Genomic DNA, 13,763 nt, shown 5'->3' with positions numbered 1-13,763 from the left:
TGTCAGCACCCGACAGGACCGTCAGCACCCGCCGTCCTCGCCGCCGCGGCCCCGAAACGGCCGCCCCGCCCCGGGAGCCGCGGCGGCGGGAAGCCGCCCGAGCAGGGCGGAAAGCCCCTCGGCAGCAGCCACCTCGGCGGACACCTCGCCAGAGCAAACGTGAGCAAACGCCTCGGCAGGGCAGACAGCTCAGCAGAGCAGACACCTCGGCAGAGAGGAAAAACTGAACAATGCAGTGGAACGACCTCGTCCAGCAGGTGCGCGAGCTGGGCCGCTACCGCACACGGGAGCAGGCCGAGCGGGTGCTCCGCGCGGTGCTGCCGCTGCTCGCCCGGCAGCTCGGCCCGGCGGAGCGCGCCGCACTCGCCGCCCGGCTGCCGCGCACGGCGGCGCCCCTGCTCGCCGTCCCCGCGCGCGCCTCGGCCGCTGCGGCGCAGCCGGCGGGCGGCGCGTCGACGGGCGCCGAGTTCGTCGACGCGCTCGCGGCGCGGCTCGGGTCCGCCGACCACGCGGCGGCGCGCTGGGACGCCGGGTCCGTGCTGTGCGCGGTGGCCGTTGCGGCCGGTGAGGAACTGACCGGCCGTCTGATCGCGTCCTTGCCCCCGGGATACGCGCTGTTGTTCGGCCGCGCGGAGCTGATCCCGGCGGCCTGAAGCCGGTGCCGCACGGACGGCCGGCCGGGCGGCGGTACGTCCCGCCCGGCCGGTTCGGGTGGGCCCCCGTCCGACCTGGCCCGGGCGGTTGCCCGGGAGCGGGTTACGCTCACCGCAGGGCGCCCGCCACCACCGGACGACGGCCCGCCCGAACCGACCACAGGGGGAACCGAACGCGATGCGCGCACTCCGCACGGTGCTGGTGATTCTGCTGGTGCTCGCCGGTCTCTTCGTGGCGGCCGACAGAATCGCCGTCAACCTCGCCGAGGACAAGGTGGCCGACAAGCTCCGCAGCGGGCTGGACGTCCCTTCCTCCGGCGACGCCTCGGTCTCCATCACGGGCTTCCCCTTCCTGACCCAGGTCGCGGGCGGACGGCTGGAGAAGGTGGAGGCGGAGCTGAGCGGGATGACGGCCACGGCCGGGGACCGCCAGGTGCGGCTGAGCAAGGTCTCCATGACGGCGCACGACGTCGATCTGGCCGACGACTACACCTCCGGCACCGCGGAACGCGCCTCCGGCACCGTCCACATCTCCTACGACGACCTGTCGAAGGCGGCGGACGACGGGGTGCGCGTGAGCTGGGGCGGCAAGGACGCCTCGGGCCGCAGCCAGGTCAAGGTCACGGCGGGGGTGACGCTGCCGCTGGTGGGCCGCACCGTGGAGCGGAGCGTCCACAGCACGGTCAGCGTGACGGGCGGCGACACCGTGCGGCTGCACGCCGACGACGTGCCCGGCTCGAAGCTGCCGGGCGTGGAGGAGACCATCCGCAAGAAGATCGACTTCCAGCGGAAGATCGACAAGCTGCCCGAGGGCCTGAAGCTGGAGAAGGTCGTGGCCGACCGGGACGGCGTGGACCTCTCCATGAGCGGCACCGACGTCGAACTCACCGGCTGATCCCCCGCACGGCGCTCCCTTCGGCCGCCTCGGCCTCCCCACGGCGCCCCGACGCGCGCGGGCGAGGCTCCGGGCGGCGCAGGCAGGCACGGAGGCCGGTGGCCGCGTGGCCGGATCCCACGGACCGAGACCGCCCGGTCCGCACAGCAGGACCGCCCGGCCCCTCCCGCGGCGGGCGACGACCGCGCACCCCGCCCGCTTCCCACATTCCGGACTCGTACGTCTCATAGTCCGGATCCCCGGTGACACGGCCCCCGGCTCGTCCTTACGATCGGCGCATGAAGCGACAGGCGGACCTCACCAAGCGACGGACAGTGGACCTGTGCCGCATCGCCGCCATGCTCTGTCGCACCGCCCGCTGACGGCCCCGTACCGCCCGGCCCCGGCCGGTCCGGCCCACGCCGGATCGCCGGCTCACCCGCCGCGCCCGGCCGCCGCCCCGCCCCTCGCCGCCCACCCGTTCCGGCCTCCCCGCCGTCCGTGGCCGCGCCGAGGGGTACGCGAGCGCACCGCGCGCACCCGGCTCCGGCCCGCCTCCCCGCCGGCCACCACCGCCGGACGGCGGACGAGAGCCACCGGAGGCCCGGCACGACGAGCGACCGGCAGCCGCAGCGAGCGACCGGCGGCGGTACGGCCGCCACAACCGGACGGCCCGCGGCCCGGCCGCAGCCGGACAGGCACCAGGGCCGGCACCGGACAGCACCTGGCACCCCGAGCGACTCGGGCAACGAGCACCCGAGCAGCACCGCAAGCCCAGCCCCCGCCCCACCACCGTGAGGAGCACAGCATGAGCCGCAGCGACGTCCTCGTCGACGCCGACTGGGTCGAGGCCCGCATCGACGACCCCAAGGTCGTCATCGTCGAGGTGGACGAGGACACCTCCGCCTACGACAAGAACCACATCAGGAACGCGATCCGCATCGACTGGAAGCAGGACCTCCAGGACCCGGTGCGGCGCGACTTCGTCGACCAGGCCGGCTTCGAGAAGCTGCTCTCGGAGAAGGGCATCGCGAACGACGACACCGTCGTCCTCTACGGCGGCAACAACAACTGGTTCGCCGCCTACGCCTACTGGTACTTCAAGCTCTACGGCCACCGGGACGTCAAGCTGCTCGACGGCGGCCGCAAGAAGTGGGAGCTGGACTCCCGCGACCTGGTCGCCGAGGTCCCGCAGCGCCCGGCCACCGAGTACCGGGCCCAGCCGCAGGACACCTCCATCCGCGCCTTCCGCGACGAGGTCGTGGACGCGATCAACAGCAAGAACCTCGTCGACGTCCGCTCCCCCGACGAGTTCAGCGGCAAGCTGCTGGCCCCGGCCCATCTGCCGCAGGAGCAGTCGCAGCGCCCCGGCCATGTGCCCAGCGCCCGCAACATCCCCTGGTCGAAGTCGGCCAACGACGACGGCACCTTCAAGTCCGACGAGGAGCTGAAGGCGCTCTACGAGGGCGAGGGCGTGGACCTCGGCAAGGACACCATCGCCTACTGCCGCATCGGTGAGCGCTCGGCCCACACCTGGTTCGTGCTGCACGAGCTGCTGGGCCAGCCGAACGTGAAGAACTACGACGGCTCCTGGACCGAGTACGGCTCGCTCGTCGGCGTCCCCGTCGAGCTGGGCTCGAACTGACCACCCTCCCGACGGAGCGAGCGGAACCCAAGGAGAACACCATGTGCGGAGCACAGGCCGGCGGCCCCGACGCCTCGGGCGTCAAGCCCGGCGAGACGACGATCCAGGGCAGCGTGACGCGGGACGGCGAGCCCGTGACCGGCTACGTCCGGCTGCTGGACGCGACCGGCGAGTTCACCGCCGAGGTACCGACGTCCGCCACCGGGCAGTTCCGGTTCTACGCGGCCGAGGGGACGTGGACCGTGCGGGCGCTGGTGCCCGGCGGCTCCGCCGACCGCAAGGTCGTCGCCCAGCAGGGCGGCCTGGCCGAGGTCACCATCGCGGTCTGACCTGCCCTTCTCCGGCCCGGTGCGCCTTTTGGCCGCCGGGCCTTCGGGCACCGGGCGCGGGACGGACCGGTCCACGGTCCGCCCCGCGCCTCCTATGCTGCGGTGCATGGCCCACCGCAAGAAGCTCGTCATCAAGCTCACCGCCGGCGCGGACGCCCCGGAGCGGTGCTCCCAGGCGTTCACGGTCGCCTCCGTCGCGGCCGCGAGCGGGGTGGAGGTCAGCCTGTGGCTCACGGGCGAGTCCGCCTGGTTCGCGCTTCCCGGCCGCGCGGCCGCGTTCGAGCTGCCGCACTCCGCTCCGCTCCCCGATCTCATCGCCGCCGTCCAGGCCACCGGCACGCTCACCCTGTGCACCCAGTGCGCGGCCCGGCGGGACATCACGGAGGAGGACGTCATCGAGGGCGTCCGGATCGCGGGAGCGCAGGTCTTCGTCAGCGAGATCATGCCGGAGGGCGTCCAGGCCCTCGTCTACTGACCCCTTGCCCGCGCATCTGCCGAGGGCCGCCGCCCCGCCGTCCGCCGACGGCCGTTGCCCGCTGTGCCGGGACGCCGCCGGGGCGCGCCGCCGGGCCTGCCCCTCCACCGGCCTCCCTCGCAGCGCGCCCCGTGGAGCCGACAGCTAGAGTGGGCCGCGTCCGCCCGTACGCCCCTTCGGTACATGCGCAAGGAGAATCACCGTGCTTGAGGCATTCTTCACCGCCCTGATGGTCCTGGTCTGCATCGGCACCGTGGCCTTCGCCGGGCTGACGTTCAAGAAGCTGTACCAGGGCCAGCGCTGACCACCCGCTCCGCATCGACCGTCTGAGTTCCCCATGATCGAGATCCCGTCCGACCTGCACCCGGACCTCGTCCCCCTGGCCTTCCTGCTCGGCAACTGGACCGGCGCCGGCGTCGCCGAGCCCGGAGCCGGCGAGGAGAAGTGCAACTTCGGCCAGGAGGTCACCTTCACCCACGACGGCCGCGACTTCCTGGAGTACGTCTCCCACTCGTGGCGGCTGGACTCCGAGGGCAAGAAGGTCGCCCCGCTGGAGACCGAGACGGGGTACTGGCGCATCGACAAGGACCGCCAGGTCTCGGTCGTGATGATCCGCGACCAGGGCATCGCCGAGGTCTGGTACGGCGAACTGGCCGACCAGAAGCCGCAGATCGACCTCGCCACCGACGCCGTCGCCCGCACCGCCCCCGCCGCCCCCTACAGCGGCGGCAAGCGCCTGTACGGGTACGTGAACGGCGATCTGATGTGGGTCGGCGAGAAGGCCACACCGGACGAGCCGCTGCGCCCCTACATGTCGGCGCAGCTGAAGAAGGTCGTCGACCCCAGCGAGTGGGCCAAGGACGTCGTCGACCTCCCCGACGACGGCATCGCCTTCTTCAAGTAATCCCCCGCCGTCCTCCACGGTCCGACGCCCTCCGCCGGTATCGCCCGCACCCTCGGTGCCCCGTCCGCGGGGCCCGCCCCCGGGTGACCCGGCGGCCGGCCCCGGCCGGTACAGGCGGTCCGGACCGCCCGCCGCCTCTCCTACACTGGACGGCGTGGCTACCACCGACTGGCAGAGCGATCTGAGGGCACGCGGGTACCGGCTCACCCCGCAGCGCCAGCTCGTGCTGGAGGCCGTGGACAAGCTGGAGCACTCCACCCCGGACGACATCCTGGCCGAGGTGCGGCGCACGGCCGGCGGCGTGAACATCTCGACGGTCTACCGCACCCTCGATCTCCTCGAAGAGCTGGGCCTGGTCTCGCACGCGCACCTGGGCCACGGCGCCCCCACCTACCACCTGGCCGACCGGCACCACCACATGCACCTGGTGTGCCGGGACTGCGAGGGCGTCATCGAGGCCGATCTCTCGGTGGCCGAGCCCTTCACCCGGACCCTGCGCGAACGCTTCGGCTTCGACACCGACATGAAGCACTTCGCCATCTTCGGCCGGTGCGGCAACTGCGCCTCGAAGGCGGCCGAGAGCCCGTCGTAGGCTGGTCGTATGTCCTCCAGCAGCTCCAGCGACGGCCCCGTCCACAGCCCCCTGCTGACCCTGCCGGGAGCCGTCCCGGCCCAGGCGCCGGACGAGGGCGTCGCCGCCCACTACGGCGATCTGTTCAAGGAGCAACGCGCACTCGCCGACGGCACCGGCTTCGTGGATCTGTCGCACCGCGGCGTCGTCACCGTCTCGGGTGACGACCGGCTCTCCTGGCTGCATCTGCTGCTCACCCAGCACATGACGGAACTGCCCGCCGGGCAGGCCACCGACGCGCTGATCCTCTCCGCCAACGGCCACATCGAGCAGGCCCTGCAACTCGTGGACGACGGGGAGACGGTGTGGATGCACACCGAACCCGGCAAACAGGGCGAACTGGTCGGCTATCTGGAGAGCATGCGGTTCTTCTACCGCGTCGAGATCGCCGACCGCACCGACGAGTACGCCGTCGTCCATCTGCCGGCCGGCTCCATCGCCGCCACCCCCGCCTCGGCCGCCGCCGTCCGCGAGACCCCGCACGGCCGGGACGTCTTCCTGCCGCGCGCCGAGCTGCCCGGCTTCGCCGAGGAGTACGCGCCCGCCATCGGCGTCCTCGCCCACGAGGCGCTGCGCGTCGAGGCGCACCGCCCCCGGCTCGGCCTGGAGACCGACCACCGGACCATTCCGCACGAGGTCGGCTGGATCGGCACCGCCGTCCACCTCGACAAGGGCTGCTACCGCGGCCAGGAGACCGTCGCCCGGGTGCAGAACCTGGGCAAGCCCCCGCGCCGGCTGGTCTTCCTGCACCTCGACGGCAGCGAGGTGCACATCCCCGTGCACGGCGACAAGGTGCGCATCGCGGAGGGCGACGCCGCACGCCCCGAGGCCGGGGCCGCGCCCGAGGGGCGCCCGGTGGGCTTCGTCACCACCTGCGTCCGCCACCACGAGCTGGGGCCCATCGCCCTGGCCCTGGTCAAGCGGAACGTGCCGGTGGACGCCCCGCTGATCGTCGGCGACGACGCCACCGCTGCGGCCCAGGAAGTCGTCGTCGCCCCCTGAACCGCGCCCGCCGAACCGGCCCCGGCCGTGGGCATCCGCCCGCGGCCGGGGCACCGGTGCCGCTCACACCTCCAGCAGCACCGTGAACGGGCCGTCGTTCGTCAGCGACACCTTCATCTCGGCCCCGAAGACACCGGTGGCGACCTCCGCGCCCAACGCCCGCAGCTGCGCGACGACTTCGTCGACCAGCGGCTCGGCCACCGGGCCCGGCGCCGCGGCGTTCCAGGTGGGCCTGCGGCCCTTCCGCGCGTCACCGTAGAGAGTGAACTGGCTGATCACGAGCAGTGGTGCGCCGGTGTCCGAACACGACTTCTCTCCGTGCAGGATCCGCACCGACCACAGCTTGCGCGCCAGCTGCGCCGCCTTCGCCGGGGTGTCCTCGTGCGTGACGCCGACCAGCACGCACAGGCCCTCGCCGTCGATCCGGCCCTCAACCCGGCCGTCCACCTCGACGCTCGCGCCGTCCACTCTCTGTACCACTGCTCGCATCCGGCCATCATGCCGTGCGCCGATTCGGCCGTGTGCACCCCGGCCGTACGGACGCTCGGCCCGCTGCACACACCCGTCACGGAGTGGCACGATGCGCACACGCGGCGCGTTTCCGGTGCCGTGTGCGCGCCGTTGCCACGCAGGGACAAGGCAGTCCTTGCCGCTCAGAGGGACGAGAAACACCGAGGGGATGCCGACCGGTCACCGGGGAACACAGAGCACATCAGGGCACATCGGGATACGTCGGAACGCACCGGCGCGAATCGGGTATCGGCGAACAGCGGTGCGCACCGGCGAGCGCCGACGGACGCACACCCCACCCGCCCCTCGGGCCCGCCCCGGCAGGGGCATGCCGCCGGGTGGCCCCGGGGGTCGCGAAGGGGGCGCGGAGGGTCACGGAGGGGGCGGAGCAGAAATCCGGAAGGGCACAGCAGGGCAGAAAAGCCGCAGCAGGGCACAACAGGGAGCAACAAGCAACAACAGGGCACGGCCTCAGGAGGGCCTCAGGAGGGGGGCGCGGGGGGCGACGAGCGCCGAGGAACGTTGAGGGGACGACGAGGGAACGTTGAGGGGACGATGAGGGGACACCGCCCATGAACAGCACCGGAGCCGACGGCACACCGACCGGGGTGGCCGCACAGTGGTCAGCGCTCCACAGGACCGCACCGACCGGGCCCCCACAGCCCGCACGGGCCGCACCGACCGCACCGACACCGCAGACCGCACCGCCCGCGCAGCCCCGGGGGCTCGCGGCGACCGTCCGGACCCGCTCGCCCCAGCAGCGGGCCGGCCGTGAGGCGCTGCGCGACCGGATCCGGCCCGATCTGCACACGCTGCGCCTGCCCGAACTGCGCACCCTGCGCAGGTCCGCCCAGCAGGACGAGGCGGACCTCAGCTATGTCCGCCGGCTTCTCCAGGGCCGGATCGACATCCTGCGCGCCGAACTCGCCCGCCGCAGCTGCGCCGGCTCACCCCTGCTGGACCTGCTGCCCGAGATCCTCGCCGACACCCCCTCCCGCCAGCGCTCCTCCGCCCGGCACGTGACCCTGGGCGCGCCGCGCGGCGAGGAGTACCGGGAGCTGGCCGAGGAGATGCTCGCCGAAGTGGAGCTCAGCGATCTGACCGCCCGCACCGACGACGAACTCCACGACGCGATGGGCCGGCTCGTCCGCTACGAACAGCAGGTCTCCCGGCGCCGCCAGGATCTACAGCGCACGGCCGACGATTGCAGCACCGAGATTGCCCGCCGCTATCGCGAGGGCGAGGCCCAGGTGGACGACCTCCTGGCCTGACCACCCCACCGGTCCGCCGTCCCGGCCGCACCCACCACTGCGGTCACACCCACCGCCGGGACCGTGTGCACCATCACGATCGTGTTCACCGCCCGGCCGGAGCGGCCCGGCCCGGTCCGGCCGAAGGCGGAGTGCCGCCGGTCCGGGCGAAGGCGGGGGCGGCCGGTCCGACCGAAGGTGGGGTGGACGCTCCGGGCGAAGGCGGGGTGGCCGGTCCGGGCGAAGGTGGGTGCGGCCGGAGGCCGGGTACGGGCCAGGGCGTGGCAAACCGCACAGGCAGGGGACGAACCTCGGGCTCCGGCCGTGGTGACAGGCGTGACGGCAGGTACGGAGCCCCGGTCGTTCCCCACCTGTGACAAGAGGGGCCCAAGCCTCCGGTTACGGTGAGAGGCGCACATGTCCGCCCGCGCTCCGCCCGCGCCCCGTCCCACCGGGACCCACCGGAAAGGTCGCCCGATGCCCGCTGCCATACCTCCCGTGCTCGCCGAGGTCGTCAGGTCCGGCTTCACCGAAGGGCAGCACAGGGGCTCGCTGGTCGTCCTCGCCGAGGACGGCAGCGTGACGTTCGCACTGGGCGACCCCGAAGCACCGGTCTTCCCCCGCTCCTCGAACAAGCCGTTCCAGGCGGCCGGCGTCCTGCGCGCCGGTGTCGAGCTCTCCGGCGAACGGCTGGCCCTCGTCGCGGCGAGCCACTCGGGCGAGCGCTTCCACCTCGACCTCGTCCACAAGATGCTGACGGAGTACGGGCTCGACGAGTCGGCGCTGGGCTGCCCGCCCGACCTCCCGCTGGACCGCGAGGAGGCCGACGCCTACCTCGCCGCCGGGCACGCACGCAGCCGCGCCGCCATGAACTGCTCCGGCAAGCACACCGCCATGCTCGCGGCCTGCCTGCGCAACGGCTGGCCCCTGGACAGCTACCTCGACCCGGAGCACCCGCTCCAGCTGCTCATCCGGGACACCCTGGAGGAGGCCACCGGTGACCCCGTCGCACACACCGGGACGGACGGCTGCGGCGCACCCCTGATGGCCGTCTCCCTCACCGGTCTGGCGCGCGGGTTCCGCCACTTCGCGCTGGCCCCGTCCGACTCCGCCGAGGGCCGGGTCGCCGCCGCCATGCGCGCACACCCCGAATATGTGGCCGGTACCCGCCGGCACGACACCTGGCTGATGCGGGAACTCCCCGGCTCCCTCAGCAAGATGGGCGCCGAGGCCGTCCAGGGCTTCGCGCTGCCGGACGGCCGCGCCGTCGCGCTCAAGGTGGACGACGGCGGCACACGCGCCCTCGGCCCCGTGCTGGCCCGGGTCCTGGGCGCGCACATGGGCGTCACCTCGCCCGTACTGGCCCGGCTCGCCGACGCCCCGCTGCTCGGCGGCGGCGAACGGGTCGGCGAAATCCGCGCCACCTTCTGACCCCCGTCCGCCACCTTTCAAGACCGCCGCCCCCCGAAGGGTTTCGCCTTCCGAGGCCGCTGGCTGCTGCTGAAAGTTCGGCCGGGCTCGCGGGCCCGTACGGGACGCGCGGGCCCGTGCGGTGCGTGCCGCGCAGCCCGCGCCGAGGCGTACCACCCGGCAGCGCCCCGCCCGGGACGCGCACCCCCGTTGTCCCCTGCCGAAATCCGGGTGCACCCCGCCAAGCGTCTACCTAGCGTGACGCCATGCCCTACAGCGCCGACAGCCTCGACGTCCGCCCCCTGCACAGCCCCGAGGAGCTGCCCGAGTGGCTCCGGGCGATGGCCACCGGGTTTCTCCGCAGCGCACCGATCGGCCCCGAGCAGATCGCCCAGCGCGCGCCGGGGATCGACCTGGCACGCACCCAGGGCGCCTGGGACGACGGGCGCTGCGTGGCCACCTTCCGCACCACCCCGCAACAGCTCACCGTCCCCGGCGGAACGGCCCTGCCCGCGTGCGCCGTCACCAACGTCACCGTGACCGCCACCCACCGACGGCGGGGACTGCTCAGCCGGATGATGGCCGACGCCCTCGACGCCGCCAAGGAACGCGGCGACCCCATGGCCAGCCTCACCGCCGCCGAATACCCGATCTACGGGCGGTACGGCTTCGGCCCGGCCGCCTGGATCTCCTCCTGGGAGGTCTCGCTGGGCCGCACCGGGCTCGACCGGCGTCATGCCGGCCCCGCCGACCTCGGCGACCCCGGACGCATCGACCTCGTCACCCCCGAAGAGCTGCTGCACACCCTGCCCGCCGTGCACGACCGCTTCCGCTCCGGCGCCCACCGGCAGGGCACCATCGACCGCACCGCCCGCTGGTGGGAGAACTTCACCGGCCGGCACCGCTACCCCGGCGACGGGTTCACCCCCGCCTTCCACGCCGTCTACCGCGACGGCGACGGCATACCCCAGGGCGCGGCCACCTACAGCGTCGACGACCGTTGGGACGGGCACCGCCCCGACAACACGCTCCAGGTGCACGACCTGTTCGCCACCAGCACCGCCGCCGAGACCGCGCTGTGGCGGTACCTCCTGGCCACCGACTGGGTGCAGACCCTGCGCACCGGGCCGCGCGCCCCCGACGACGTGCTGCCCCACCTGCTGCCCGATCCGCGTGCCGCCCGTGTCACCTCCTTCTGCGATCTGCTGTGGCTGCGCCCGCTGGACGTCCCGCGGATGCTGGAGAGCCGGAGCTACTCCACCCCCGGCACGCTCGTCCTGGACATCCACGACGCGGACGGCTACACCGGCGGCCGCTTCCGCCTCGAAGCCGGACCCGACGGTGCCCGGTGCACCACCACCCGGGGCGAGCCGGACCTCTCCCTCGACGTCGGCGAACTGGCCTGCCTCTACCTCGGCGACGAGACCGCCGTACGCCTCGCCCAGCTCGGCCGTCTCACCGAACACCGGGCCGGAGCCGCCGAGTCCGCGACGCTTCTGCTGCGCACCGCCCGCCGCCCCTGGTGCCCGGACACCTTCTGACCGGCCCGGCCCGTACGGAGGGCGCCCGCACCGGTTCCGGAGGGCGCCCGCACCGGACGGGCAGCACACGGCGCGCTCACCGGGCGCACCGTACGTAAGCTGACGGCATGACGGACGCACCCACACCCGAGAGCGACGAGCCCGCACACGACCCGGAGGTCCTGGAGCTGGCGCAGAAGATCTTCGATCTCGCGCGGCACGGGGACGTCGACACCGTCGCCGCCTATGTGGACGCCGGCGTCCCGGCGAACCTCACCAACGACAAGGGCGACTCCCTGCTGATGCTGGCCGCCTACCACGGCCACCCGGCGACGGTCCGCGCCCTCGTCGCACGCGGCGCCGACCCCGACCGCGCCAACGACCGGGGGCAGACCCCCTTGGCGGGAGCGGTCTTCAAGGGCGAGGAGGAGGTCGTCCGTGTGCTCTTCGACGCGGGCGCCGACCCCAACGCCGGCACCCCCTCCGCCATCGACACCGCCCGGATGTTCGAGAAGCAGGACCTGCTGAAGCTCTTCGGCGGCTGACTCCCCCCCTTCCACTCCCGACCGCTCTCCTGCACCCGACTGCCCTGCTGTACCGGGCCGTTCCGCCGTGCCTGGTTGTCCTACTGGTGACGACTCCTTGCGTCTGACCGCTCCCTGCGTCTGACCGCTCTGCCGCGGCTGCCCCGGTACGGGCCCGGCCGACTCATCGGTTGCCCGGGCCGGGGGCCGCCGGCTTGCGTGCCTCGATGAGGTGCCGGGCGGAGTGCGCCACGAACGCCCCCTCGGCGCGGATCCGTTCGTGCAGCTCCAGCAGGCGGTCGCGGTAGCGGTCGACGGTGAAGTCCGGGACCATCCAGACGACCTTCCGCAGGAACCAGATCACGGCGCCGACGTCGAAGAACTCCATCCGCAGGCGCTCCGCCCGCAGATCGACGATCTCCAGACCGGCCGCCCGCGCCTCCCCCACCTCGTCCTCGGGACGCCGCTGGGCGCGCCCCTCCGGCTGGGGCCCGAGGAAGAACTCGACCAGCTCGAACACCGAGGCCGGGCCCACGTGCTGGGCCAGATAGGTGCCGCCCGGCTCCAGCACCCGCTCGATCTCCTGCCACCACGGCCGCACCGGGTGGCGGCTCGTCACCAGGTCGAACGCCCCGTCCCCGAACGGCAGCGGCGGCTCGTCCGGTACGGCGACCACCACCACGCCGCGCGGCCGGAGCAGTGTGGTGGCCTTCGCGACGTTCGGCGGCCAGCCCTCGGTCGCCGCCATCACCGGGGGCAGCTTCTCCGCCTCCGCCAGGACCTCGCCGCCGCCCGTCTGAAGATCGAGTGCCGCGCCCGCGGCGGCGAGGCGTGCGCTCATCAGCCGCTGGTAGCCCCACGAAGGGCGGTCCTCCGTGGCCCGGCCTCTGAGCCAGGAGAAGCCCCAGCCCTCGACCGGGGCCGCCTCCGCCTCGGCGACGAGAGCGTCGAACGTGTCGGGGTGTGCCATGTCTCCATCCTTGTCGAAAGCGTCCGGCCGCCTGGCCGGGGCGGGCCCCGATCCTGCTCGGCGGCCCCGCCGGGTACTGTCACCGGCTGTGCGCGCCGGGGTGCGGAGATGTCATGCGCTGCCCGTGCCGATCGTCGCCACCTCCCCCGATTCCAGCGCCACATGGACGGTCCAGCCCGGTGGGGCGGACGACGGGCCGATCGCCACCCCGTGCGGCTGCGCCCCCTCGGGCAGTGCGTACTCGGTCAGCGTGCCGTCCGGCGCCAGGCAGCCGACGCGGTGCGCTCCCCACTCGGTGAACCAGCGGGTGCCGTCCGGGGCGACGGTGACGGCGTGCGGCCGGGACGCGCTGTCCGGCAGGGGGAACTCCTGGATGTCTCCCTCCGGCGTCGCCCTGCCGAGCCGGCCCGCCCCGATCTCGACGAACCACACCGCCTCGTCTCCCCCGCCGCGCCCGTCGGCCAGCCCGACCGGGGCGGCCCCCGCAGTCGGCAGCGGCAGCACCGTGACCTTGCCGTCCAGGCCGACCCGGGCCAGGGCGTCCGCCTGGTTGAGCGTGCACCACAGCGCCCCGCCCGGGCCGGCCGCGATGCCGGAGGGAAAGGCTCCGCTCAGTGGCAGCGGAAACTCCGTGATCTCTCCCTCCACGGCGATCCGGCCGATGCGGTCCGCCGTCGTCTCCGTGAACCACAGCGCCCCGTCCGGGCCGACGGTGAGATCCCAGGGCGCGCAGCCGGGGGTGGGCGGGGTGAAGGCCGTGGCCCGGCCGTCGACCGTGATCCGCCCGATGCGGTGGTCCTTGGTCCGGGTGAACCACAGGGCGCCGTCCGGGCCCACCACGATCCGGCACGGCGCACAGCCGGGAGCGCCCAGGGAGAAGCGGTCGAACCGGCCGTCGGGGGCCAGGCGGCCGATCTCGCCGGAGTGGACGAGCGTGAGCCACAGGGCGCCGTCCGGCCCGGTGACCAGGTCGTAGGGGCCCGCTCCGTCCTCGGCGACGGCGATGCGTTCCACGGCGCTCCCCGGCCCGGCGATCGCGGCCCCCGCGATCGCCGGGAGGTACCGG

Annotated in this window: 15 protein-coding genes; 12 read left to right on the top strand and 3 right to left on the bottom strand. The window is 73.6% G+C overall.

Features of this window, described 5'->3' with window-relative positions; all coding sequences use genetic code 11:
• Positions 1–230: 230 nt before the first annotated feature.
• The 8 genes from SCA03_RS20000 to ygfZ all read left to right on the top strand — a co-directional run bounded on the left by SCA03_RS20000 (position 231) and on the right by ygfZ (position 6,513).
• Complete coding sequence (locus tag SCA03_RS20000) at positions 231–653, top strand: DUF2267 domain-containing protein (protein WP_030894874.1); 423 nt, start codon at positions 231–233, stop codon at positions 651–653.
• 178 nt (positions 654–831) lie between these two features.
• Positions 832–1,548: an LmeA family phospholipid-binding protein gene (locus SCA03_RS19995; RefSeq protein ID WP_030887932.1), complete on the top strand. Its 717-nt coding sequence runs from the start codon at positions 832–834 to the stop codon at positions 1,546–1,548.
• Positions 1,549–2,335: 787 nt separating this feature from the next.
• The gene (locus tag SCA03_RS19990) at positions 2,336–3,172 is read left to right on the top strand and encodes a sulfurtransferase (RefSeq protein ID WP_030887920.1); all 837 of its coding nucleotides are present in this window, start codon (positions 2,336–2,338) and stop codon (positions 3,170–3,172) included.
• 41 nt (positions 3,173–3,213) lie between these two features.
• The gene (locus SCA03_RS19985) at positions 3,214–3,501 is read left to right on the top strand and encodes a DUF1416 domain-containing protein (RefSeq protein WP_030887918.1); all 288 of its coding nucleotides are present in this window, start codon (positions 3,214–3,216) and stop codon (positions 3,499–3,501) included.
• A 106-nt stretch (positions 3,502–3,607) separates the two neighbouring features.
• A complete protein-coding gene (locus SCA03_RS19980) occupies positions 3,608–3,976 on the top strand; it encodes a DsrE family protein (RefSeq protein ID WP_030887908.1) in 369 nt (122 codons plus the stop codon).
• A 337-nt stretch (positions 3,977–4,313) separates the two neighbouring features.
• On the top strand, positions 4,314–4,880 hold the full coding sequence (locus SCA03_RS19970) for a heme-binding beta-barrel domain-containing protein (RefSeq protein ID WP_030887904.1): 567 nt from the start codon (positions 4,314–4,316) through the stop codon (positions 4,878–4,880).
• Between the two features lie 154 nt (positions 4,881–5,034).
• Positions 5,035–5,472 carry a Fur family transcriptional regulator gene (locus tag SCA03_RS19965; RefSeq protein ID WP_030887901.1) on the top strand — a complete coding sequence of 146 codons (438 nt, stop codon included), beginning with the start codon at positions 5,035–5,037 and terminating at the stop codon, positions 5,470–5,472.
• Positions 5,473–5,481: 9 nt separating this feature from the next.
• Entirely contained in the window at positions 5,482–6,513 is a 1,032-nt protein-coding gene (ygfZ, locus tag SCA03_RS19960) for a CAF17-like 4Fe-4S cluster assembly/insertion protein YgfZ (protein ID WP_086813834.1), read from the top strand.
• Positions 6,514–6,576: 63 nt separating this feature from the next.
• On the opposite strand, the gene dtd is transcribed toward ygfZ, so the two are convergent.
• Positions 6,577–7,002, bottom strand: a complete 426-nt coding sequence (gene dtd / locus SCA03_RS19955) for a D-aminoacyl-tRNA deacylase (protein ID WP_030887894.1) — start codon at positions 7,000–7,002, stop codon at positions 6,577–6,579.
• A gap of 593 nt (positions 7,003–7,595) precedes the next feature.
• Here dtd and SCA03_RS19950 point away from each other — a divergent pair.
• The 4 genes from SCA03_RS19950 to SCA03_RS19935 all read left to right on the top strand — a co-directional run bounded on the left by SCA03_RS19950 (position 7,596) and on the right by SCA03_RS19935 (position 11,748).
• Positions 7,596–8,294, top strand: a complete 699-nt coding sequence (locus SCA03_RS19950; RefSeq protein WP_141275545.1) for an RsiG family protein — start codon at positions 7,596–7,598, stop codon at positions 8,292–8,294.
• A 396-nt stretch (positions 8,295–8,690) separates the two neighbouring features.
• A complete protein-coding gene (locus SCA03_RS19945) occupies positions 8,691–9,704 on the top strand; it encodes an asparaginase (protein ID WP_078873873.1) in 1,014 nt (337 codons plus the stop codon).
• Between the two features lie 245 nt (positions 9,705–9,949).
• Positions 9,950–11,224: a GNAT family N-acetyltransferase gene (locus SCA03_RS19940; RefSeq protein ID WP_086815065.1), complete on the top strand. Its 1,275-nt coding sequence runs from the start codon at positions 9,950–9,952 to the stop codon at positions 11,222–11,224.
• 107 nt (positions 11,225–11,331) lie between these two features.
• Entirely contained in the window at positions 11,332–11,748 is a 417-nt protein-coding gene (locus SCA03_RS19935) for an ankyrin repeat domain-containing protein (protein ID WP_030887880.1), read from the top strand.
• A gap of 163 nt (positions 11,749–11,911) precedes the next feature.
• Here SCA03_RS19935 and SCA03_RS19930 read toward each other — a convergent pair whose 3' ends face one another.
• Positions 11,912–12,697 carry a methyltransferase domain-containing protein gene (locus tag SCA03_RS19930; RefSeq protein ID WP_086815066.1) on the bottom strand — a complete coding sequence of 262 codons (786 nt, stop codon included), beginning with the start codon at positions 12,695–12,697 and terminating at the stop codon, positions 11,912–11,914.
• A gap of 111 nt (positions 12,698–12,808) precedes the next feature.
• Positions 12,809–13,711, bottom strand: a complete 903-nt coding sequence (locus SCA03_RS19925) for a Vgb family protein (RefSeq protein WP_230988826.1) — start codon at positions 13,709–13,711, stop codon at positions 12,809–12,811.
• Positions 13,712–13,763 lie beyond the last annotated feature (52 nt).

Source organism: Streptomyces cacaoi, from assembly GCF_006539165.1.
Lineage (GTDB): Bacteria > Actinomycetota > Actinomycetes > Streptomycetales > Streptomycetaceae > Streptomyces > Streptomyces cacaoi.
This window is presented reverse-complemented; position numbering and strand designations above follow the sequence as displayed.